Raw genomic sequence first — 22666 nt, forward strand, 5'->3', positions numbered from 1 at the left:
GGCGGGGTCGTCCGGTCGTGCCTCTAGCGGTCCCCGCGTTCGGCTCCCGGGCGCGCTGTGTGGTCGGGCAGGCCCCGGGTCCGGCGGGCCTCCTTCAGCTCCGCCTCGTACAAGTGGGCGCGCCCGGCGGCCAGTTCACCGACCAGGCGCCGCTCGATGTCGGCGAAGGGCCGGTAGTACGTGCGGTCGTACGCCTCGACGATCTGGAACGTCCAGTGGCCGGGGATGACGTTGCGGCCCACGATCTCCCGCTCGACCAGGTCCGCCGCGCGGTCGTGGCCCGCCTCGCGGAGCAGCCGTACCGCCTCGTCGAGCTGAAAGTCGGCGCCACCGGTGAGCTGGTGGAACGCGTAGAGGGCGCCCCGGGCGCGCTCGGTGGTCTCCAGTGCCTCCGACAGCGCGCCCAGGGCGCGGACGGTTTCGTCGCTCACCCCTTCGGGCCGGGTGTGGGAGGTGTCGGGGCGGTCGGCTCGCTCGTCGCTCATGCCCCGTACCTGCCCGCACGGCAGTGTCCCGGCGGGGCAGCGGGCGGGCCCTCCACCCGATCGGGCGAGCGGTACGGTCCACGCGCCGCGCCGGGAACCGGGCGGGGCGTGGACCGTACCGACAGGATGCCGCTGCCTGGCTCAGAGGGCGGTCATGACGTGCTTGATCCGGGTGTAGTCCTCGAAGCCGTACGCGGAGAGGTCCTTGCCGTAGCCGGACTTCTTGAACCCGCCGTGCGGCATCTCGGCGACCAGCGCCATGTGGCTGTTGATCCAGACGCAGCCGAAGTCGAGGTTCTTCGACATCCGCATCGCGCGGGCGTGGTCCTTGGTCCACACCGAGGAGGCGAGCGCGTACTCGACACCGTTGGCGAACTCCAGGGCCTGGGCCTCGTCGGCGAAGGACTGCACCGTCATGACGGGGCCGAAGACCTCGTTCTGGATGATCTCGTCGTCCTGGCGCAGCCCGGAGACGACGGTCGGCGCCCAGAAGAAGCCCTGGTCGCCGACGCGGTGGCCGCCCGCCTCGACGGTGGCGTGCGCCGGGAGGCGGTCGATGAACCCGCTGACCTGGGCGAGCTGATTGGTGTTGTTGAGCGGGCCGTAGAGCACGTCCTCGTCGTCCGGCAGGCCCGTCTTCGTGCCCTTGGCCGCCGCCGCCAGCGCCGACACGAACGCGTCGTGCACCGACTCGTGGACGAGCACCCGGGTCGCAGCCGTACAGTCCTGGCCCGCGTTGAAGAAGCCGCCGACGATGAGGTCCTCCACGGCCTTCTCCAGGTCCGCGTCCTCGAAGACGACCGCGGGGGCCTTGCCGCCGAGCTCCAGGTGGACCCGCTTGACGTCCTTGGCCGCCGAGGCGGCGACCTGCATGCCGGCCCGGACGGAACCGGTGATCGAGGCCATCGCGGGGGTCGGGTGCTCCACCATCATGCGGCCGGTCTCGCGGTCGCCGCAGACGACGTTGAAGACGCCGAGCGGCAGGTCCATCTCCGCCAGCACGCCGCCGATGATCTCGGCGATCAGCGCGGTGGAGGCGGGCGTGGTGTCGGAGGGCTTGATCACGACGGCGTTGCCGGCGGCCAGGGCCGGGGCGAACTTCCAGACCGCCATCAGCAGCGGGTAGTTCCAGGGGGCGACCTGGGCGCAGACGCCGACCGGCTCGCGCCGGATGATGGAGGTCATGCCCTCCATGTACTCGCCGGCGGAGCGGCCCTCCAGCATCCGCGCGGCGCCCGCGAAGAAGCGGATCTGGTCGATGGCGGGGTCGAGCTCCTCGCTCCGGGTCAGGTGGAGCGGCTTGCCGGTGTCGCGGCTCTCGGTGGCGACGAGCTCGTCGGCCCGTGCCTCCATCGCGTCGGCGACCCTGAGCAGGGCGCGCTGGCGCACGGCGGGGGTGGTGTCGCGCCACACCGGGAACGCCGCCGCGGCGGCGGCCATGGCGGCGTCGACGTCGGCCTGGCCGGAGAGCGGCGAGGTCGCGTAGACGTCACCGGTGGTGGGGTCCACCACGTCGAGGGTGCGACCGTCCGCCGCGTCCACGGATGCGCCGTCGATGTAGTTGCGGAACGTGGTGCTCATGGAACGGGTTCTCCTGGTCAGACGGTGGTACGGGCGGACAGGTGCTCGTGGACGGCGGGCCAGCGGCCTTCGGACGCGCGGGCGAAGACGATCGTCTCGCGCTCCAGCAGCGTCTCCTCGCCCGAGAAGGTGGCGATCCGGGTCTCCACGTCGTGGCTGAAGACCGCGGTGTCCCCGAAGTGCTGGATCAGACGTTCGGTGGAGGTGCAGGCCAGCACGCGGAAGTCGTCCTCCTCCACCCATCGCTGCCACAGGGCACGGTACTCGGCCGTGGAGGCCAGCCGCTGCGGGGTGGTGTGGAAGACGAAGGTCGCGTCCGGGGCGAAGGCGCCGAAGTAGTCGTCGAGGCGGCCTTCCGCGAAGGCCGCGACGAGTGCGTCGGCGGCGGCCCGCACGTCCTCGTGTCCGTCCTCGTGTCCGTCCTGGTGTCCGGGGGTGTCGCTCATGATCGGCTCCTTGCCGTGGGGGGAGGCCTGGGTGGTGTCCGGGTGGGGTGTGACGCGCGGGTGCGGGCCGGTGGGGTCAGCCCGCGGCGGCCGCGGGCGCCATCCGCTCCTCGGGGCCGCCGGTGATGGGCGGGACCCCCGTGTCGGCTGCGCGGACGAAGCGGGGGCCGGCGGGGCCGTAGACCGCGCGGGGCTCGGGGAAGAGTGTGAGCAGCGCGAGGTAGATCACCGCGGCGAGGACGAGACCGACCGGCAGGGAGATGTCCGCGCCGTTCGCGAGGTCACCGAGCGGGCCGACGAACTGGCCGGGCAGGTTGGTGAAGAGGAGGGCGACGACGGCGGAGACCAGCCAGGACGCCATGCCGCGCCCGTTCCAGCCGTGGGCGAACCAGTACCGGCCGCCGCGCTGGCGGCGGTTGAAGACCTGGAGCGCGTCGGGGTCGTACCAGCCGCGCCGGGTGACGTAACCCAGCGCCATGACGACCATCCACGGGGCGGTGCAGGTGATGATCAGCGTGGCGAAGGTGGAGATGGACTGGGCGAGGTTCAGCGCGAAGCGGCCGACGAAGATGAAGGCGATGGAGAGCACGCCGATGAAGAAGGTGGCCTGGACGCGGCTGAAGCGCGGGAAGACGCTGGAGAAGTCGAGGCCGGTGCCGTAGAGCGAGGTGGTGCCGGTGGAGAGGCCGCCGATGAGGGCGATCAGGCAGAGCGGCAGGAAGTACCAGCCCGGCGAGACGGCGAGCAGTCCGCCGACGTAGTTCGGGGCGGCCGGGTCGACGTACTCGGCGGCCTTGGTGGCGATGATCGACGCGGTGGCCAGTCCGAAGAGGAACGGCAGCAGGGTGGCGACCTGGGCGAGGAACGCGGCGCCCATCACCCGGCGGCGGGACGCTCCGGCCGGGATGTATCGGGACCAGTCACCGAGGAAGGCGCCGAAGGAGACCGGGTTGGAGAGCACGATCAGCGCCGCCCCGATGAACGAGGGCCAGAACAGCGGATCGGCGGTCGAGGCGAAGGAACCCGCGTAACCGGGGTCGAAGTCGCCCAGGAAGGCGAAGGCGCCGAGCACGAAGAGCGCGGAGGCGGCCATCACGGCGATCTTGTTGACCAGCAGCATGAAGCGGAAGCCGTAGACGCAGACGGCCAGCACGAGGACGGCGAAGATCGCGTAGGCGATGCCGTACGAGACGTCGGACTCGGGGACGTGGACGAGCCGGTGCGCTCCGCCCACGAGGGCGTCGCCGGAGGACCAGACCGAGATCGAGAAGAAGGCGACGGCCGTCAGCAGCGAGAGGAAGGAGCCGACGACGCGTCCGTGCACGCCCAGGTGGGCGGAGGAGGAGACGGCGTTGTTGGTTCCGTTCGCCGGGCCGAAGAGGGCCATGGGCGCCAGCAGCAGCGCCCCGGCGACCAGGCCGAGGACGGTGGCGGCGAGGCCCTGCCAGAAGGAGAGGCCGAAGAGGATGGGGAAGGCGCCGAGGACGCACGTCGCGAACGTGTTGGCACCGCCGAAGGCGAGACGGAACAGATCGATCGGGCGGGCCGTGCGGTCCCCGTCCGGGATCCGCTCGACCCCATAGGTCTCGATTTCGGTGATCGAGCCGGTCACGGGCGTTTCACCTTCCGTTCGTGTCGTGCAGCAGTGACGAGCCCACAGTCTCGCCCCCCGTGTGACCGGCGACAATTGTGTCAGCCACAGAGCGATAGCCTTCTTTCTGTGGCAAGCGACAAACTCACCGTGGAAGATCTCCTCTCATTCCCCGCACTCCAGCTCTCCGTCAAGGCGGGCGGCGCGGGGCTTGGACGCTCCGTCTCCTGGGCGCACGCCAGCGAGCTGGACGATCCGACGCCCTGGCTGCTGGGATCCGAGCTGATCATGACGGCGGGGCTGGCGGTCCCGGCGGCGGCCGCCGCACAGCGCGCGTACCTCGAACGTCTGGACGATGCCGGGGTCTCCGGGCTGGCGCTCTCCGCCCAGTTGCACATGCCCGTCCTGCACGACGACTTCTTCCGGGCGGCCGAGGAACGGGGCTTCCCGGTGCTGGAGGTGCCGCTCTCGGTTCCCTTCATCGCGGTCGCGCAGGAGGTCGCGGCGGCGGTGCAGGAAGACGCCCGGCACCGCCTCGGCGCCCAGCTCCAGGTCTTCGGCTCGTTGCGCTGGCTGGTCGCGGAGGACCTCGACACCCCCACCCTGCTCCGCCGGCTCGAACGTCTCTCCGGCTACGACGTGTACCTCTGCACGCCCCAGGGCCGCCCGCTGCTGCCGGGCGTCCCGGTGCCGGACCCCTCGGTGCTGCCCGACTCCGTGGACGCGCCGCCGACCGTGCCGGGCGGCTTCGTGCTGCCCGTCCCCGCGCCCGGCGGTCCGGCCGGTTTCCTCGTCGCGTACGAGCGTGAGGGCGCCCAGCCCGCCGGGCTCGCGGTGGCCCAGCACATCGCCACGGTGGCCGCGCTGCGCCTGGCGATGGTCCGCAACGAGCGCGAGACGCTCCGCCGGGAGGGCGCGGAGACCCTCGCCGAGCTGCTGCAGGAGGTGCTGGACCCGGAGGCCGCCCGCCGCCGGCTCGCCCGGCACGCGATCGAGGGGGAGACCGTCCTGATGGTGGTGCGCCACACCACCGACGAGGCCCTGCTGCACGTCCTGGAGGACCGGCCGCACCTCCTGCTCACCCGGGGCGAGGACCGCTACGTGCTCGGTGCGCCGGAACTCGCCGACGCGGTGGGCACCTTGCCCATGGCGGCGACCGGGATGAGCCGCCCCTTCCGGCCGGGCGCGGCGCTGAAGGTGGCGCAGCGGGAGGCGGTCTGGGCCGCGTCGAAGGCGGCCGAGTCGGGCCGGCCCGTGGTGCGGTACGGCGACGACCTGACGGGCCGTTGGCTGCCGGACGACCCGGCGGTGCTGTCCGCGCTGGTCGAGAACGTCCTCGGCGAGGTGCTCCGGTACGACGCCGCCCACGACTCCCAGCTGCTCGTCTCGGTCCGTACGTGGATGGAGCGGGACCGGCGCACCGAGGCCGCCGCCGCGGCGCTGCACATCCACCCGAACACCCTGGCGTACCGGCTCCGCCGCTTCGGGACGCTGGCCGCACGCGACCTGGCGTCCACCGGGGCGCTGTCGGAGGTCTGGCTGGCGATCCAGGCGGCGGGCACGCTGGGGCTCGCAGACCGGGTGGTGTGATCCTTCCGCCGGGGCGCACGCGCCGGTGCGGTGGGCCCGGCGGACGAGCCGGGCCCACCGCGTCCGCGTGGGTCAGGCCGCTGCCCCGGCGCTCCCCTGTGCGGCGATCGTGACGCGGGCGCTCCGGGTGACCCCGTCGACGGTCACCGCGAGGGTGACCGTGCCCGGTCGCAGGGCGGTCAGCGTGCCGGTGTCCGGGTCGAGGAGCGCGACGGGCCGGCCGCGGGCTCCGGCGGTGTTCCCGATCCGGAGGTTCGGGGAGCCGGTCCAGTCGGCGCTCACCGGGAAGGCGACCGGCACCGTGCGCGCTCCCTGGGTGATCCGGGCGGACACCTCGGCCCGGCCGCCCGGTGCGAGCGCGGCGGGGGCGTCGAGGGTGAGGCCGTCGACGTGCGCCCGGGTCTGCACGGAGATCCAGTCGGGTCCGCCCGCCCAGGGCCGCTGCCGGGCCGCCGCCTGTTCGGCGGGGGTGACCCGGTCCGTGCCGACCAGGCTCCAGCCGGTGAACCCGCCCTCGCCGGCCGGACCGGAGGGGGTCTTGCCGGAGTTGCCGTTGACGAGGTAGGGCACGCCGTCGACGTGCGAGGCGTGGAACACCCCGACGTGACCGCCGATGAAGGCGGCCCCCTTGCCGGTCGTGCGGCGGAACCCGGCGAGCCACTCCTCCACCAGGGCCGCCTCCTTGCGGTCGCTCAACTGACTGGCCGGCTGCACCGAGGGATCGCGCGGCGGCACGTGCTCGATCAGCACGACGGAGCCGATGCCCGGCTCGGCGGCCGCCGCGTCCAGCTGTTCGCGGAGCTCCCGGATCTGCGCGAACCCGCCGCCCCGCAGGCTGAGGCTGGAGGTGTCGAGGGTGATGAAGCGGGTGCCGGCATGGTCGAACGTACGGTGGGCGGGGCCGAACCGGTCGGTGAAGGCGCCGATCGTGCCGCCCATCACCTCGTGGTTGCCGGGCACGTAGTACCAGGGCAGGTCGTCGCCGAGCTCCTCGTCCAGCACCTGGCGGGCGAAGTCGAGGTCGGCGGGCGAACCCTCGTCCACCAGGTCGCCGTCGATCACCAGGAAGTCCGGGTGCGCGGCCTTGATCTCGCGCAGGGTGCGCCGGGCCTGGGCGACGATCGCGCTGTCGGGGTCGCGTGCGACGAACTGCGCGTCGGACATCACCGCGAACCGGGAGTCCCGGCCTTCGGTGACGGCCGCCGTGTCGATCAGCGGGTCGGCCGCCGGCACCCGTGCGGGCAGGTCGGCGGCCGGCACGACCTGGGCGACGAGGTCGTCGATGACGATCCCGCCGGTGTACTGGGCGCCGGCGGCGGTCTCGGCCAGGTAGAACCGGTACACCGACAGGGGCGTCGGGGCTCCGGCGGGCACGGCGAAGGTGACCTGCCGCCAGCCGGTCCAGGTGACGTACGGGCCGCGGAGCAGCTGGTCCGTCCCGGCGGCGTCCTTGAGGTGGAGCGTGGGCCAGGCGCCCTTGCCGTCCCCGTCGATCCAGAGGGTGAAGGACTGGGGCCGGCCGGGCACCGCGACGGGCTGCGGCGGGGCGGCGTAGGCGGCGCGGGTCGCGGTGGACCGGGTGAAGTCGTAGCTGAGTTTCAGTCCGGTGCCGGTGTGCCCGTCCTCGGTGGCGGCCAGCGAGCCGCTCGCGCGGGCCTGGCTGAACTTCCAGGCGTCCGCGTCGTCGAAGCCGGCGACCGCCTGGTCGGCGAGGCCGACCGTGACGGCCAGCACGGTGGTGGTGCCGTGGACGGAGGCGGTGATCAGCCCGGCCGTTCCGTCGCCGGCGCGGGCCGTGACGGTGAAGGAGCCCCGGCCGTCGTCGTGGACGTCGAAGAGGGCGCGGTCGTAGTCGAGGGTGACGTCGCGGGGTTCGACGGGGGCGCTGTCGCCGTGGGCGTCGAAGCCGACGACGCCGAAGGTTCCGGTGGCGCCGCCGCCGGAGAGGCCGAGCCGCTCGGTGGTGGGGCTCACGCGCGTCAGCTCGTCGAGCACGGTGAGCCGGACCGAGCCCCGGGCCCTGCCGCGCTCGGCGAGGACCTCGGCCGTGCCGCCGCGCCGGGCGGTGAACAGGCCGCGCGCGTCGACGGTGCCCACGCCGGGAACGGCGGTGCGCCAGTGCGGGGTACCGGCGGCCGGGCCGTACGTCTCGTCGTATCCGGCGGCGGTCAGTGCGCGGGTGAGGCCGGGGAAGACCCGGTCGGGGTGACCGCCGGCGACGGGGTCGTCCCCCGGGGCGGCGGCCGGGGGCGTACGGGTCTCCACCCAGTAACCGGTGAGGGCGCCGCTGCCGTCCGGCACGGTGAGGGCGAGCCCGTTGGGGACGGTGCGTTCGCTGCCGTCGGACGGGCTGTTCTCCACCTGGAGGGCGTCGCCGCCGGGTTCGCGCGCCACCAGGGTGGAGGAGCCTCCACCGTCCAGGTTGAGCGCGCTCCAGGCCCCGGCCTCGCGCATCATCCGGCCGAGTTCGGTGAGGGTCACCCCGCCGCTGTCGGCCTGCCTGCCGTCCACGGTGATGACGTGCATGGTGCGGCCGTCCCGGGAGAATCCGACCGCGGTGCGGGGCGCGGCGGTGTTGTTGCCCTCGCCGTCGTGGTTCTGCTCGACGCCGTCCACGACGAGCGGTTCGCGCCCGCCGACGGCGGTGCGCGGCAGCGGCCCGTCGTCGGTGCGCGCCCGGTACGTCAGCTCGACCGGGTCGCCCGGCCGCAGCGCCGTCAGGAGTTCCGCCCCGGCCTCGCGTCCGACGAGGACGGTGGTGTCCTCGGGGACGGGGCCGCTGCCGGGCGTCGCGGAGACGGAGAACACCCGGCCGTCCCGTACGACGGCCTCGGCGACCGGCCGCGCCGAAGCGTTGACGGTCAGCGCGCGGTCGGCGTCGCCCCAGGCGGAGGTGTACGCGCCGATGGATCCGGCGGGGACGTCGGCCGCGTTCCAGGCGCCGAGCGGGTGGTCGCCGGAGGGCAGGGTGAGCGTGCCCTCGAAGTACAGGTCCAGGACCCGCCCCGCGGCCCCGGGGCCGATGCCGACCGCGTGGGAGGAGCCGGTGGCCGGCGAGTGGTCGAGGGCCCCGTCCCGGACGCCGGGTCCTACCGGTGCGCCGGTCTCGTTGATGTCGAAGAAGTCGGCGTTGACGGCGGCGACGGTGCGGCGGCCCGCTCCGGCGTCGTGGCCGGCCGCCAGCGCGGAGACCGTACGCCGGTCGCTGACCTTTCCGCTGGAGAGGTAGTCGGCGCGGACGTCCTCGTTCAGGTCGACGGTGAGCGCGTCCACGCGGAGCCACGTGGCGGCTTCGAGCCGGTCGTACGAGGTGAGGCCGACGCCGGGCGCGACGGGGCGGGAGGTGCGGGCGGTCTCGATGCCGTGGTCGTCGATGACGGGGGCGGCGGGACGCCCGGCGCCCGCCGGGGCCCTCGCGCCGGGCGGGGCCACCGGTCTCAGGACCTCGGCGGCGTTGTGCGGGTGGGGGTCGGGTGTCGTGTCGGCCGCGGCGGGGGTAACGGCCCCCACCACGGCCCCGCAGACGGTGGCGAACAGCACGAGCGCCCGCGCGGAGCGGACGGCGGGCCCTGGACGTCGACGCACAAGTCCTCCTGCTGAGAGGCGGGTTGGACGGTTCATCAGCGCTTGTGGCGGACAGCATGCCGGGGGTGAACGAGCGGCGCCAGGGGGCGGGAGTGACGGCGGGGACAACAGAGTACGGCGGGGGCGCGTCGGCCCCGGGTGCACGACGCGGCGTCGGCCGCGCGCCGTACGGGCGGCGCGACCGGCCGGTACTCGGGCCGCCCGGTATACCCGAACCGGTGGCGACGACGGCGCGATGTACGGAGAATTGACGACATGTCGATGAGCAAGCGCAGTGCGGGGGTCCTTCTCTACCGGACCGGGACCGGAACGGACGACAACGGGGTCGAGGTGCTGCTCGGGCACATGGGAGGCCCGTTCTGGGCGGGGCGGGAGGACGCCGCGTGGTCGATCCCCAAGGGCGAGTACGAGCCGGGCGAGGCGGCCGAGACGGCGGCCCGCCGGGAGTTCGAGGAGGAGGTGGGCCTGCCGGTGCCGGACGGTTTCTGGGTGCCGCTGGGCCAGTCCCGGCAGGCGAGCGGCAAGACGGTGGTCATCTGGGCGGTGGAGGGTGAGGTGGACACCGCGAAGGCGGTGTACGGCACCTTCGCCATGGAGTGGCCTAGGGGTTCCGGGGTGATCCAGGAGTTCCCCGAGATCGACCGGGTCGCCTGGTGCACCCCCGAGCAGGCGGCCTCCCGGCTGGTGACGGGCCAGCGGGTCTTCGTGGAGCGGCTGCTTGCCCACCTGGAGGTGTGAATCCCTCCGGCCGGGCCCAGGCCGTGGCTGACCATGCGCGGCGGATCGGCGGGCGGTGTCCGGTGCGGTGCCTCGCAAGGCGGAGGACCGCCCGCGTACGGGACGTACTCGGGCGGTCGGACAACGCCGCGAGGTGCCGTGCCGGGCGCCGCCCGCCCGACGGGAGCGGTCAGACACGGCCCAGCCCGGCGGATCGTCGCCGGGACCGCCGCGGTACTACGCTCCGGCCGTCGCCCGGGAAGCCCCGGCGGGGCGTCCGTCGCACAGTTCCAGCACGTCCCCGGTGAACCGGCCGCGGAAGGCCCGGTCGTGGGATACCACGACGACCGCCCCCACGTACACGGCGAGCGCGGCTTCCAGCTCCTCGACCAGGTCGAGGGCGATGTGGTTGGTCGGTTCGTCCAGGACGAGTACGTCGGCGGGGCGGGTCACCAGCCGGGCGAGGGCGAGTCTGCGCTGCTGGCCGACGGAGAGGTCGCACACCGCGACTCCGAGGTCCTCGGCGCGGAACAGTCCGAGGGCGAGCAGGTCCCCGGCGTACTCCTCGGGCAAACCCGGCCGGCCTGCCGCGTAGGTGGCGAGGAGCGAACGGCGGGTCAGCCTGGCCGGCAGCTCCTGGGGGAGATAGCCGACGCGGCCACGCCGGGCGACCGTCCCGGAGTCGGGGGCGAGGTCGCCCGCGAGCACTCTGAGCAGGGTGGTCTTGCCCGCGCCGTTCGGGCCGGTGACCAGGAGACGCTGCCCGGGCAGCACGTCGAGGGCGGGCAGGCGCAGCCGCTCCCCCACCGAGACGGACTCCAGCGCGAGGAGCGGTGCCGGGGCGCCGACGGCGTCGGCGCCGCCCCCGGCATCGGCGGCTCCGGCGGCTCCGGTGGCTCCGGTGGCTCCGGTGGCTCCGGTGGCTCCGGTGGCTCCGGTCGTGAGGATGAGCCCCGCCGTGAAGCGCAGGGGCTCCGGCGGCGGTGGCACGGGGGCGGCACGCAGGGCGTCCCGGCGCGTCCGCGCGGCTCTGACCCGGCCGGAGAGTTTGGCGTCGTGCGAGCGGCGGTGCTTGCCGAAGCCCTCCGCCGGGTCCTTGCCGGTGGACCGGAGCCGCCGGCCCGCGGCTTCCACCAGCTCTTCGGTGCGGGCGAGTTCGGTGAGCCACTCCTGGTGTTCCTGCGCCCATCGGCGTCGCGCCGCGGCTTTCGCCGTCCGGTAGCCCTCCCAGCCGTCGCCGTGGCGGGTGACGGAGCGCCGGTCACGGTCCACCTCCAGGATCACGGTGGTGGTGGCTTCCAGGAACGCGCGGTCGTGGGTGACCACCACGAGGGTGCCCCGGTGGGCGCGCAGGTGGTCCTCCAGCCAGCGCACGGCGGGTGCGTCGAGGTGGTTGGTCGGCTCGTCGAGCAGCAGCGACTCCGGTGCCGCGGCCAGCACGCAGGCGAGGGCCAGCCGGGACTGTTCTCCGCCGGAGAGCGTGGCCAGGGGACGGTCGCGGGGCAGGTGCGCGAGTCCGAGACCGTGCAGCGCGGCGTCGGTGCGGGCGTCGGCCTCGTACCCGCCACGATCCTGATAGGTCGTCAGAAGCTCTCCGTAGGCGTCGAGTTCGGACGCCGTCGGGGAGGGTCCTGACAGTCGGGCCTCGGCTTCGCGCATCCGGCGTTCCAGTTCGCGGAGTTCGGCGAGGGCGGTGTCGACGGCGTCCCGCACGGTGTGGTGCGGAGCGAGGGCGAGGGTCTGGGCGAGGTGGCCGACGCCGTCGGGGAACCGGGTGACGGCCTCTCCGGCGTCCGGGGCCTCGGTGCCGGACATCAGCCGGAGCAGGGTCGATTTGCCGGAGCCGTTCTCGCCGATGACGGCGACGTGTTCGCCGGGCCCGACGGTGAGGGAGACGCCCGCCAGGACGGTCCGGTCGCCGTAGGCGAGCGTGACGTCCTGGAGGGTGATCTGAGAGCGGTCGCGCGATGCGGACATGGGTGTCGTTCCTGATGCTTTCGCTGGGGGAGGGCCCGGGTGCGCCGTGCGTGGACGGGCGCGCGGCGGGCATGGATTCCGGTCGGCGGGAGGTGACCGGGCAGCGCGCACGGCGCTCGGCGCGGGGCTGCGGTGGTCCTCGCCGGGACGGATCAGCGGAAGCAGTAGGACGAACCCATGGCGCGAGTGTAGAGGAACGGGCAATCGGGCGTCCCTCGGATTACGGCGTCCTGCCGCGTTCAGTCGCGCCCCGGCCCCGTGGCCGGGAGGCGGATGACGGCCCGGCCACCGTGCAGGTCGACGGTCGAGCGGTGCGGCGGGGCGCCGTCCTCCTCGTCGTCGCGCATCAGCAGGGCGCTGGCGCGTTCCTTGAGCTCGCTCTGTTTGCCGGGCGAGAAGGTGGCGTGCAGCTGCTCGAACCCGGTCGCGGAGACCTGGCCCTGCCGGGCGCCGTTCCGCCAGGGCAGCACACCGGCGCGGGAGCCGCGCAGCATGAGCTGGTCGACGAAGGCGAGCACGGTCAGACCGACCACCAGGGTGGGGAGCGTGAGCAGCGCGGCGAATCCCATGGCCACAGTATGACCGCGTGTACGGCCCGGTGGGCCCTCTCGCCATGACGCGGACGCGGACATGCCGACGCGGGCCGTCGCCGTGGTTCGGCGGCCCGCGTCGGGTGGCTCCGTGCTCGTACGGCCGGCGTACGAGCCACGAAGAGGCCGGGTCCCGCCCTCCCGGGGGGAGGACGGGCGGGACCCGGGGTCTGTGTCAGCCGTTGGGCAGGATGACGGCCCGGCCGTTGATCTTGCCGTCGTGCAGGCGCTCGTAGGCGAGCGGCGCCTCGTCGATGGAGAACGTCTCGACGTGGACGTCGACGGCGCCGGCGTGGGCCAGCTCGATGACCTCGGCGAGCTCCTTGCGGGAGCCCCAGTAGGGCGCGGTGACCGAGGTGGCGAACGGCAGCACCCCGAAGCCGACGGGCAGGAGGCCGCCGCCGATGCCGACGATGGTGACGTCGCTGTCGACGGAGGCGACCGCTCCGGCCGTCTTCACGGTCGCGTCGACACCGACGAAGTCCAGCACGACCTTGGCGCCGACACCGCCGGTGAGCTCGCGGACCTTGGCGGCGGCGTTCTCGTCGGACAGGACGGTCTCGTGGGCGCCGACCTTGCGGGCCAGCTCCAGCTTGTCCTCGGTGACGTCGAGGGCGATGACCTTGACGGCGGTCATCGCGCGCAGCAGCTGGATGGCGACGTGGCCGAGGCCGCCGGTGCCGATGACGACGGCCGTGGCGCCGGGCGTCAGCTTCGGCAGCGAGCGCTTGATCGCGTGGTAGGGCGTGAGGCCGGCGTCGGTCAGGGAGACGGTCTTGACCGGGTCGAGGTCGCCGATCTGGACCAGGTGGCGGGCGTTGTCGACGATCATGTACTCGGCCATGGCGCCGGGGTTGCCGAGTCCGGGCGGCATGATGCCGAGCTCGTCGGCGCGCAGGCAGTAGTTCTCCCGGCCCTCGGCGCAGTTCACGCAGGTGCCGCAGCCCCAGGGGCCGTAGACGGCGACGTTGTCCCCGACGGACACACCCTCGGCTCCGTCGCCCAGCTCCACCACGGTGCCGACGCCCTCGTGGCCGAGGGTGAGCGGCAGCGGGTAGGTGAGCTCTTCGGCGGACCAGCTCATCACGGCGATGTCGGAGTGACAGACGCCGGCCGCGGTGACCTTCAGCAGGATCTGGCCCGGACCGGGCACGGGCTTCGGGATCTCGACGACCTCGGGTGCCGCGCCCACGGTGCGGTACTGGACTGCCTTCATGGTTCTTCCTCTGTTCTGTACCGGGCCCACCGCCGGTTCCGGCCGGGTTTCGGCCGGTCCGCCGGTGGGTGGGCCCTCTGCTGTGCCCCCGTCGCGCCCCTGGTGTCCTCCAGGGAGGGTGGTCAGGAGGCGGAGTAGCCGCCGTCGACCAGGTGGTAGCTGCCGTGGACGAAGGAGGCGCGGTCGGAGAGCAGGAACGCGGCGAGCTCGGCGACCTCCTCCGAGGTGCCCAGGCGGCCCGCGGGGTGGAGCGAGATCAGGTGGTCGCGTGCCGGGCCGTCGGTGTTGCGGAGCAGCGGGGTGTCGATGAAGCCCGGGCCCACGGCGTTGACGCGGATGTTCTGCGCCGCGTACTCCAGGGCGGCCGTCTTGGTCAGGCCGACGACGCCGTGCTTGGCGGCGACGTACGCCGGGGACTGGGCGAAGCCGTTGGTGCCGAGGATGGAGGAGATGTTGACGATGGCACCGCCGCCGGCCTTGAGGAGCTCGGGGATCTCGTAGCGCATCGAGTGGAAGACGCCGCTGAGGTTGGTGGCGAGGACGCGGTTCCAGTCCTCGACGGCGTACTCGCCGGTGGGGGCGGCGGGGCCGCCGATGCCGGCGTTGTTCACCGCGAGGTGCAGGGCGCCGAAGGTGTCGACGGCGAACCGGACACCGGCTTCGACGGAGGCCGGGTCGGTGACGTCCAGGCGGACGGCGGCGGCGCGGGCGCCGGTGGCCGTCAGCTCGGCGACGGCCTTGCGGGCGCTCTCCTCGTCGTAGTCGGCGACGACGACCGCCGCGCCACCGGCCGCGAGGCGCTGCGACAGGGCCAGGCCGATGCCGGAGGCGCCGCCGGTGACCAGCGCGACCTTGCCGGTGAACTCCGTCGCGTAGGAGGTGGAGAGGTCAGTGCTCATGATGAGGTGCTTCTTTCTGTGGTGCTGCGGTGCGCCGGACGCGGCCCTGTGGGGGCGGCCGGGGTCAGAAGGTCCGCGGAGAGGGCGTCGAACGCCTGGACCACGAGTTCGGGCAGGGCGTCCGGGAGACCGCCGCGGACCCAGGCGGCCTGCGCCGCGAGGAGGGCTCCGGCTCCGGCTGCGACCGTCACGGCGGGACGGATGTCCTCGCGGCGGTCCACGCCCAGCCGGTCCGCGAGGATGGCGACCGACTCCTCCTGGGCGTCCACCCTGATGTGGTGGTACGCCGCGTAGAGGGTCGGCTCCTCCTCGGCCAGGACCAGCAGCTCGAAGATCCGGGGGCGCAGGTGCCAGGGCCCGGCGGCGGTGTCGTCGAGCCAGTCGAGTACGGCACGCCGGTAGGCGGTGAGCGGGGGCTCGGTGGCGGGCCGGGCGCGCAGGGCCTCGTTGATGCGGTCGCCGTCGCCGCGTACGGCGTCGAGGACCGCGTCCTCCTTGCTCCGGAAGTACCGGCTGAAGGTGCGCCGGTCGACATCGGCCGCTTCCGCGATCTCCTCGACCGTCACCCTGCGCAGACCGCGGTCGAGTACGAGCTCGAACGCGGCCCGGGCCAGCGTGTCCCGGGTCCGGCGGGCCTTGCGGCCCCGCCTCTCCGGTTCCCTCTGCTCCGTGCTCATGTCTGCACCGTACACCTAAAAATGTCGCAGCGGGACAAATGTCGTGGTGGGACTTTTCGCGGGAGCGGGGAGGGGCGCGCGGCGGTGCGCGGGAGGGAGGCGAGGCAGCGTGCGGGAGGGTGCGCGGCGGGCCGGACGGCCGAGGGCGGTCGGCGGTCGGCGGGGGGGTTCACGCCCGGCGACATGACCGGCATGTGCCGCCTGGTCACCCCGGCACCCTGAGCCCCTGGATCTCCGCGCGCGGAAAGGGCATGAAAAAGGGGGCGGCGGCGAGCAGGTTCGCTCGCCGCCGCCCCTTCTCCACCCGGTCGCCCCGCCGGGGCGACCGGACGACGGGTCAGACGCCCACGGCCGGGGCGGACAGCTCCGACGGGGTCGTCGCGCCCCGGAACAGGACTGTGCGGCGGAGGCGGAAGCCGAGGGACTCGTAGAGCCGGATCGCCCCGGTGTTCTCCGCCGCCGCGTGCAGGAACGGGATGTCGCCGCGCTCGGTGATCGCGCGGGCGACGGCCGGCACCAGCCGGCTCGCGAGGCCCTGGCCGCGTACGGACGCGTCGGTGCAGACCGCACTGATCTCGCTCCAGCCGGCCGGACGCACCCGCTCCCCCGCCATGGCGACCAGCACCCCTTCACGCCGGACGCCCAGGTACGTACCGAGCTCGACGGTGCGCGGCAGGAACGGCCCCGGGCGGGTGCGGGCGACCAGGTCCAGCATCTCGGGTACGTCCTCGGCGCCGAGCCGCACCGCCTCGGGGTACGCCTCCGGGCGCAGCCCCTCACCGGTCAGCTGCACACCGTCGGCCTCGAACCCGATCTCCCAGTCCTGCGGCGGCGCCTGCCGGACGCCCATGAGCATGACCGGGGCGCCGGGGCCCGCGAGGGCGGCGGCGTCCGCCCAGTCCTGTGCGTCCGGCTCCTCGGGCAGCGCGAACCAGGGCGCCACGTCGACGGGGTAGCGGACGACACGGCCCCGCCACTCGGCGAGGTGCGCCTGCGGGCCGCTCAGCGCGGAGAGGGACGGGTTGTCCAGGGGGTGAAGGGGATGGCCGGAGCTCTCCTGCCACGGGGCGGGGGCGCCCACCGGGCCGCTCCCCCTGCTCGCGGGGGCTCCGCGGTGATCGGTGACGTATGCCTCGGACATGCTTTCCTCGCTCCGGTCGCCCTCGGGGGCAGGCGCCGGAGGGCGGCGCCGCATCTGGCGAAAAGCGCCTGCGGCGACCATGTATTCCCGGCTCCGGCCGTCGGGCACGGTGGAACGCCTCGGTGAGTGGCCCGGTGGTCCACCCGATGGGCACCTCCCCACCTCCCGGAAGGGGGAAGCCTGGCCGGTACGGCTCCCTCCGGCGCCCGCCTGTGGCACTCTGGTGGCGACCGCCCCACCGGGCTCCCCCGTACCGGTGGGGCGGTTCCGTGCGCCGACGTGCCCGGCGGGCCATCGCGATGGCGAAGCGACGGCAACGGCGCAGGCGACAGCGACAGCGACGAGTGGACGTCGGCACGGTCGATTCCTGGCCATTTCCGAACTCCTGTCCTGATCCCTTTCGCTGACGGCGCATGAGGCCCGCAGCCCGGGGAAGGTGCCAGTACCTGAGGGCATTCGACCAGGGGAGCGTGACGGGATGACCGCACACACGGTACGGGGCACCACGGTGGACAAGGCGGAGGTGACGGACGGGCTCCCGTGGATCGAGGACGCGGGCAAGGTCGCACCCCAGGACGCACGCCAGCTCTCGCGGGTCTTCTTCGACCGCCTCCAGGAGCTGGAAGAGGGCACCCACGCGTACCAGTACGCGCGGAACACGCTGATCGAGATGAATCTCTCCCTCGTCCGCTTCGCCGCCGGCCGGTTCCGCAACCGGGGCAGCGGCGACATGGAGGACATCATCCAGGTCGGCACCATCGGGCTGATCAAGGCCATCGACCGGTTCGACCTCTCGCGCGAAGTGGAGTTCACCTCCTTCGCGGTGCCGTACATCGTCGGCGAGATCAAACGCTTCTTCCGTGACACCAGCTGGGCCGTCCACGTACCCCGGCGGCTTCAGGAGCTGCGGGTCGACCTCGCCAAGGCCAAGGACGCCCTCGCCGTCGACCTGGACCGCGACCCGACGGTCCAGGAACTCGCCGACCATCTGGAGCTGTCGCCGGAGGAGGTCACGGAGGGCATCGTCGCCTCGAACGGCTACACCGCCGGTTCGCTCGACATGCCCACCGACAGCGGCGAGTCGGGGCGCCCGCACACGAACGGCCGGACCTTCGCCGACGTGCTCGGCGAACCGGACTCCGCCATGGAGGGCGTGGAGAACCTCCAGGCGCTCGCCCCGCTCATGGACCAACTCGACGCGCGGGAACGCCGGATCATCGACATGCGCTTCGGCCAGGAGATGACCCAGGCCCAGATCGGCGCCGAACTGGGCATCTCCCAGATGCACGTGTCCCGGCTCCTCAGCCGGATGCTGCGCAAGCTGCGCGACGGAATGCTGACGGAGGAGTGACCCGGCGGGGCGGACACCGTCCGGGAGCGGAGAGCATGGGCGCGGCCTTCGGGCCGCGCCCATGTCGCGTGCCGCCCCCGGAGCCCCGAGGCGCGGGGCGGCGGTACGCTCAGCTCCCGGCCGGAGCGTCGGCGGCGTGGTGGGCCGCGTCCAGGAGGGTCAGCTCCTCCTCGGTCAGCCGCAGGGCGCCGGCGGCCACGTTCTCCTCCAGGTGTGCCGGATCGCCGGTACCGGGGATGGCCAGCACGTGCGGGCCGCGGTGCAGCGTCCAGGCCAGCCGGACCTGCGCGGCACTGGCGCCGTGCGCCCGCGCGACGGCCGTCACCTCGTCCCGCTCCGCCACCGTGCCGGCGCCCCCATCCCGGCCGGCACCGGCGATCGAGTAGAACGGCACGAACGCGATGCCCTGTTCACCGCAACTGTCGACGAAGTCGTCCTGGTCGGGGCGCACTCCGATGCCGTAGAGGTTCTGTACGCACACCACGGGGGCGATCTTCCGGGCCTCGACGAGGTGTTCGGGGGTCACGTTGGATATGCCCAGGTGCCGGATGAGCCCCCGCTCGCGCAGGTCGGCCAGCACGCCGAAGCGTTCGGCGATCGAATGGGGCCCCAGCACACGGAGGTTGACCACGTCGAGGTGGTCGCGGCCGAGCTGGCGCAGGTTCTCCTCGACCTGCTCGCGCAGGCGTTCCGGAGTGGCGTGGGGCAGCCACTCGCCGGAAGGACCGCGGCCGGGGCCCACCTTGGTGGTGATGACGAGGTCGTCCGGGTAGGGACCCAGCGCCCGGTTGATCAGCTCGTTGGCGGAGCGCAGGCGCGAGAAGTAGAACGCGGCGGTGTCGATGTGGTTGACGCCGAGTTCGACCGCGCGGCGCAGCACGTGGATCGCCTGGTCACGGTCGCGCGGGACGGCGTCGGGGTCGAACGCGGCGCCGGTCTGCGGCAGGCGCATGGTGCCGAAGCCGATCCGGTTGATCTTCCGGTCGCCGAGGGTCCAGGTGCCCGAGGCCGCTGCCGTGATGGTGGGTGAGGTCATGGCGCCATGTTCGCCGCACGGCGAACGCGCGGGCAAATTCCTTTGGCTCGCCCCGCGAGCACCGGCGGATGCCGCCGCGGCCGGCCCGCCCGGCCCTCAACTGTTGCCACCGCATTGCGGGTTCGTGGCGGGGCGGTCGAACGTCTTCCCGCCACGCGCGGCTGACCCTACGGTCCGTAACCGGCCCGCGGCGAAGCCGCGTCGGCACCACCTCTCCGCATTCCCCGAGGAGCGCCCATGGTTCACACCCCGCTGTCCGAGTCCGCGTACGACCGGATGCGCATGCGCCAGTGGGCGGACGGCAGGGCGCGGGCCGCCGGGATCGGCCGGCGGGATCTGCTGAGGCTGGTGGCAGCCGCCTCGGTGGCCGTACCTCTGGCCTCGGCCGCGACCCCCGCACAGGCGGCGGAGTCGCTGCCCGGCGTGGTGAAGCCCCTGCCCGCCGACCTGTTCACGATCCGGGGCACCAACGCGGAGACCAACTTCGCCGCGCTGCGCACGACGGGGCTGCTCACCCCCGCGGACCGCTTCTTCGTACGGAACCACACCGCGACGCCCCGCGTCGAGGCGGCCGACTGGAAGCTCACCGTCTGGGGCGACGGGCTGACCGGCGGAGCGGTGGACTTCTCGTACGACGCCCTGCGCGCCCTGCCGTCGGTCACCCGCACCACGTTCATCGAGTGCGCGGGCAACGCCCGCAGCTTCTACACCACCCAGCAGAACCAGCAGGTCAGCGGCACGGCGTGGACCCTCGGCGCGATCGGGACCGCGCGCTGGCGCGGCGTGCCGCTGCGTACCGTGCTGCGCCGCGCGGGCATCGGCCGGCACGCCGTCGACGTGCTGCCGCGCGGTCTGGACGCGGAGGTGGTGACCGACGGCGTGAACCTGGGGCGGGTACGCCGGCCGCTGCCGGTGTCCAAGGCCCTGGACGACGTACTGCTCGCCTACGAGATGAACGGCGAGCCGCTGCCGCCGGACCACGGCTTCCCGGTGCGGCTGGTCGTGCCCTCGTGGGTGGGGGTCGCCAACATCAAGTGGGTGGGCGACATCGAGGTGAGCACCGAGCCGCTGGTCTCCCCGTGGAACACCACCCTCTACCGGCTGTTCGGACCCGGCCATCCCGCGGAGGGCAGCGCGCCGCTGACCCGCCAGACCCTCAAGAGCGCCTTCGAGCTTCCGCTCGGCGCGTCCTTCGCCGCGCACCGGCGGGTCGAACTGACGGGGCGTTCCTGGTCGGGCGGGGCACCGGTCCGGTCGGTGGAGATCAGCACGGACGGCGGGGTCCGCTGGCGGCGGGCCCGGCTGCGCGACGAGCCGCGCGCCGGGAGCTGGGTGCGCTGGTCGGCGGATTGGGTGCCGGACCGTACCGGGCCGGGCGTCCTGCTGGCGCGGGCCACGGACCGGTCGGGGCGGATCCAGCCGGAGACAGCGGCGTACAACACGCAGGGGTACCTCTTCGACGCCGTGGTACGCCACCCGGTGACGGTGGTCTGAGGAAGGAGGAAGCGGGGGCAGGGGCCTACAGGCGCGAGGCCCCGCCGCCCGGCGGGCCCGGCTCGCGCGCGTGGCGCAGGTGGAGCAGCGCGCCGTCGAGTACGGCGGCGTGCACGGCCCTCGCCAGGCGTGCGCCCCAGCGCGACCGGGGCCCGGCGAAGGGTTCCGCGCCGTCGGCGCCCGGGGCGGGGGCGGCGACGCAGACGGCGTCGGTGGGGGTTCCGGAGCAGTCGAGCCCGGCGTCCAGGAGCGCCTGCACCTTCGCCTCGGTTGCGGTGGCGACGGCGTTGACCAGGGCGGCGTCGCTGAGGGCTACCGGGAGGACGACGACGATGTTGATCGTTCCGGGTTGCGGCGGGCCGTCCGCGCCGGGCGCAGGGGCGGCCGCCCAGCCGCGTACGCCCAGGCCGCTGGTGACGGTGGCCGTGACGCCCTCGTCGTACGCCTCGGTGCAGGTGCTCACGTCGGCGGCGGTCATGAGTCCGGCGCCGGGTCCGTCGAGCCCCTCCGCCGCGGCGATCTCCGCGAGGTGGCGGTCGGGGTCGAGCCTCGGGTACCCGCCGGGCACCTGGGCGTTGAGGATCCAGGCGCGGGTGCCGATGCCGCCGCCGAGGACCGCGCTGCTGCAGACCCGGCTGCCGGGGGCCAGCCGCCAGACCAGATGGCCCAGCCGGTGGCCGTCCTCGTGCCGGGTGCGCAGGCGGCCGCGCGGCGCCGGGCGCGGGAGGGGTACGGAGGCGATGGCGGTTCCCGGGGTGAGCGGCGGCCGGCCGCGGTTGACGGCCCACCGGTGCGGACGACGACAGCCGGTCGACGATACGGACGACGACAGCCGGTCGATCCTATGCGGGGCCCCGGTGCCGCCGGGCACCGCCCGTACACACCGCCGCCCGATCGGCTTCCGGGCGGGCCGACGTGCCGCCTGCCACCTGGGCCATCACCCGTATGGCCTAACGGGTGGTCCGGGTCACCTTTCCCGGCGGTCGCGGGGCGGGGCGGGCGCGACGCCCCGTGTCCGCCGGGCCCCGGATGGCCGGTGGGTTGCAGGGGCCATCCGGGTGAGGCGCGATGGAACCGGGCGTGCCGCACCTGAGTGGACCCACCACAGGACGCGTCCGGGCGAGGAGGCATCGGTCATGGCAGCCGCTGACGGTTTCACGGATTCCGGAGAGCTCGACGGTCTCACCGTCTACGACAACGGGGGCGAGAAGGTCGGCAGTGTCGGCCGGGTGTACGTCGACGACGACACCGGCAAGCCCGACTGGGTCACGGTCAAGACCGGCATGTTCGGGATGAAGGAGAGCTTCGTTCCGCTCGCCGGAGCCCGTCGGGTCGGCGCGGACCTGCACGTGGCGCACCCGAAGGAGAGCGTCAAGGACGCCCCCCGGGTCGACGCGGACGCCCATCTCTCCGTCGCCGAGGAGGAGGAGCTCTACCGCCACTACGGACTCACGAGGAAGCTCAGGAGCACCGCCGGTACGGGCACGGACGCGGGCGCGGACGGCCGGACGACGGCCGGCACGGGCGCGATGGGCGGCGCCGCCGCCGGAGCGGCCGCGGGCGCCGGGGCGGCGGGCGCGGCCCGTCCCACCGGCACCGGCACCGGCACCGGCAAGGCGACCGGCGGTACCGCGGGCATGACGGGCACGGGCATGACGGGCGCCGGCACGCACCGGGACACCGACGCCGCGGCCGGAGCACGGCCGCTGGCGGGCGCCGGCGCGAGGTCCGCCCCCGACATGTCGAAGGCGGATCTCGCCGGCCAGGAGGAACTCATCCGCTCCGAGGAGCAGCTGCGCGTCGGCACGGAGGAGTACGAGAGCGGGAAGGCCCGCCTGCACAAGTACGTCGTGACGGAGGAGGTCACCCGCACGGTGCCCGTCTCGCACGAGGAGGTTCGCGTGGTCCGCGAGCCGCTGGCGCCGGGAGAGAAGATGACCGGGCAGTCCGCCATCGGCGAGCAGGACGTCGAGGTGACCCTGCACGCCGAGCGCGCGACCGTGCGCAAGGAGTCCGTGGCCGTGGAACGGGTACGGCTGGAGAGGGACCGGGTGACCGAGCAGAAGGAGGTCTCCGCCGAGGTCCGCAAGGAGAAGATCGACTACGCGGACGGTACGGAGTCCCGCACCGGCAAGGACACGGGCGGTGATTTCGGGCCGGGAGGACGTCGCTGACCTCCGGCCACCCCGGCGGCAGACCGAGGGCCACCACGAGCAGGGCGCGGGGGCGGAACCGTACTGGCGGTTCCGCCCCCGCGCCCTGTTCCCCTGTCCCTGCTCCCGCTCCTCCG

Annotated in this window: 18 protein-coding genes; 5 read left to right on the forward strand and 13 right to left on the reverse strand. The window is 73.7% G+C overall.

Translation table 11 applies throughout. The annotated features are described in order from the left end of the window. Nucleotides 1-23: 23 nt before the first annotated feature. From OG599_RS01105 to OG599_RS01120, 4 genes are all read right to left on the reverse strand, one after another. A complete protein-coding gene (locus OG599_RS01105; protein WP_327173996.1) occupies nt 24-485 on the reverse strand; it encodes a hypothetical protein in 462 nt (153 codons plus the stop codon). Nucleotides 486-626: 141 nt separating this feature from the next. Then, complete coding sequence (locus tag OG599_RS01110) at nt 627-2066, reverse strand: gamma-aminobutyraldehyde dehydrogenase (RefSeq protein ID WP_327173997.1); 1440 nt, start codon at nt 2064-2066, stop codon at nt 627-629. Between the two features lie 17 nt (nt 2067-2083). Further along, a complete protein-coding gene (locus OG599_RS01115; RefSeq protein ID WP_327173998.1) occupies nt 2084-2512 on the reverse strand; it encodes a nuclear transport factor 2 family protein in 429 nt (142 codons plus the stop codon). Nucleotides 2513-2588: 76 nt separating this feature from the next. Beyond that, a complete protein-coding gene (locus OG599_RS01120) occupies nt 2589-4124 on the reverse strand; it encodes a purine-cytosine permease family protein (RefSeq protein ID WP_327173999.1) in 1536 nt (511 codons plus the stop codon). Nucleotides 4125-4232: 108 nt separating this feature from the next. Here OG599_RS01120 and OG599_RS01125 point away from each other — a divergent pair, with 108 nt between their 5' ends. Then, on the forward strand, nt 4233-5693 hold the full coding sequence (locus OG599_RS01125; RefSeq protein WP_327174000.1) for a PucR family transcriptional regulator: 1461 nt from the start codon (nt 4233-4235) through the stop codon (nt 5691-5693). 72 nt (nt 5694-5765) lie between these two features. On the opposite strand, the gene OG599_RS01130 is transcribed toward OG599_RS01125, so the two are convergent. Beyond that, on the reverse strand, nt 5766-9278 hold the full coding sequence (locus OG599_RS01130) for a phosphodiester glycosidase family protein (RefSeq protein ID WP_327174002.1): 3513 nt from the start codon (nt 9276-9278) through the stop codon (nt 5766-5768). 255 nt (nt 9279-9533) lie between these two features. On the opposite strand from OG599_RS01130, the gene OG599_RS01135 reads away from it, so the two are divergent. Then, the gene (locus tag OG599_RS01135; RefSeq protein WP_327174003.1) at nt 9534-10016 is read left to right on the forward strand and encodes an NUDIX domain-containing protein; all 483 of its coding nucleotides are present in this window, start codon (nt 9534-9536) and stop codon (nt 10014-10016) included. Between the two features lie 216 nt (nt 10017-10232). Here OG599_RS01135 and OG599_RS01140 read toward each other — a convergent pair whose 3' ends face one another. From OG599_RS01140 to OG599_RS01165, 6 genes are all read right to left on the reverse strand, one after another. Beyond that, complete coding sequence (locus OG599_RS01140; protein WP_327174004.1) at nt 10233-11972, reverse strand: ABC-F family ATP-binding cassette domain-containing protein; 1740 nt, start codon at nt 11970-11972, stop codon at nt 10233-10235. Between the two features lie 239 nt (nt 11973-12211). After that, a complete protein-coding gene (locus tag OG599_RS01145; RefSeq protein WP_327174005.1) occupies nt 12212-12541 on the reverse strand; it encodes a DUF6191 domain-containing protein in 330 nt (109 codons plus the stop codon). Nucleotides 12542-12737: 196 nt separating this feature from the next. Beyond that, the gene (locus OG599_RS01150; RefSeq protein WP_327174006.1) at nt 12738-13778 is read right to left on the reverse strand and encodes an NAD(P)-dependent alcohol dehydrogenase; all 1041 of its coding nucleotides are present in this window, start codon (nt 13776-13778) and stop codon (nt 12738-12740) included. A 122-nt stretch (nt 13779-13900) separates the two neighbouring features. Then, nucleotides 13901-14677, reverse strand: coding sequence for an SDR family NAD(P)-dependent oxidoreductase (locus OG599_RS01155; protein ID WP_327174007.1), 777 nt, complete (start codon nt 14675-14677; stop codon nt 13901-13903). Beyond that, nucleotides 14674-15354, reverse strand: a complete 681-nt coding sequence (locus tag OG599_RS01160) for a TetR family transcriptional regulator (protein ID WP_327174008.1) — start codon at nt 15352-15354, stop codon at nt 14674-14676. Before OG599_RS01160 ends, OG599_RS01155 begins: the two co-directional genes overlap by 4 nt. A gap of 337 nt (nt 15355-15691) precedes the next feature. Next, the gene (locus OG599_RS01165; protein WP_327174009.1) at nt 15692-16495 is read right to left on the reverse strand and encodes a GNAT family N-acetyltransferase; all 804 of its coding nucleotides are present in this window, start codon (nt 16493-16495) and stop codon (nt 15692-15694) included. Between the two features lie 478 nt (nt 16496-16973). Here OG599_RS01165 and OG599_RS01170 point away from each other — a divergent pair, with 478 nt between their 5' ends. After that, nucleotides 16974-17846 carry an RNA polymerase sigma factor SigF gene (locus OG599_RS01170; protein WP_327174010.1) on the forward strand — a complete coding sequence of 291 codons (873 nt, stop codon included), beginning with the start codon at nt 16974-16976 and terminating at the stop codon, nt 17844-17846. A gap of 109 nt (nt 17847-17955) precedes the next feature. On the opposite strand, the gene OG599_RS01175 is transcribed toward OG599_RS01170, so the two are convergent. Then, complete coding sequence (locus tag OG599_RS01175) at nt 17956-18882, reverse strand: oxidoreductase (protein WP_327174011.1); 927 nt, start codon at nt 18880-18882, stop codon at nt 17956-17958. 237 nt (nt 18883-19119) lie between these two features. Here OG599_RS01175 and OG599_RS01180 point away from each other — a divergent pair, with 237 nt between their 5' ends. Beyond that, a complete protein-coding gene (locus OG599_RS01180) occupies nt 19120-20376 on the forward strand; it encodes a sulfite oxidase (RefSeq protein ID WP_327174012.1) in 1257 nt (418 codons plus the stop codon). A 25-nt stretch (nt 20377-20401) separates the two neighbouring features. On the opposite strand, the gene OG599_RS01185 is transcribed toward OG599_RS01180, so the two are convergent. Beyond that, nucleotides 20402-21076 (reverse strand): adenosylcobinamide amidohydrolase, encoded by a 675-nt coding sequence (locus tag OG599_RS01185; protein ID WP_327179894.1) that lies wholly within the window; start codon nt 21074-21076, stop codon nt 20402-20404. A 436-nt stretch (nt 21077-21512) separates the two neighbouring features. Here OG599_RS01185 and OG599_RS01190 point away from each other — a divergent pair, with 436 nt between their 5' ends. Beyond that, entirely contained in the window at nt 21513-22550 is a 1038-nt protein-coding gene (locus OG599_RS01190; RefSeq protein ID WP_327174013.1) for a PRC and DUF2382 domain-containing protein, read from the forward strand. The last annotated feature ends 116 nt before the right edge of the window (nt 22551-22666 follow it).

The sequence above is a fragment of the Streptomyces sp. NBC_01335 genome, assembly GCF_035953295.1.
Taxonomy (GTDB): domain Bacteria; phylum Actinomycetota; class Actinomycetes; order Streptomycetales; family Streptomycetaceae; genus Streptomyces.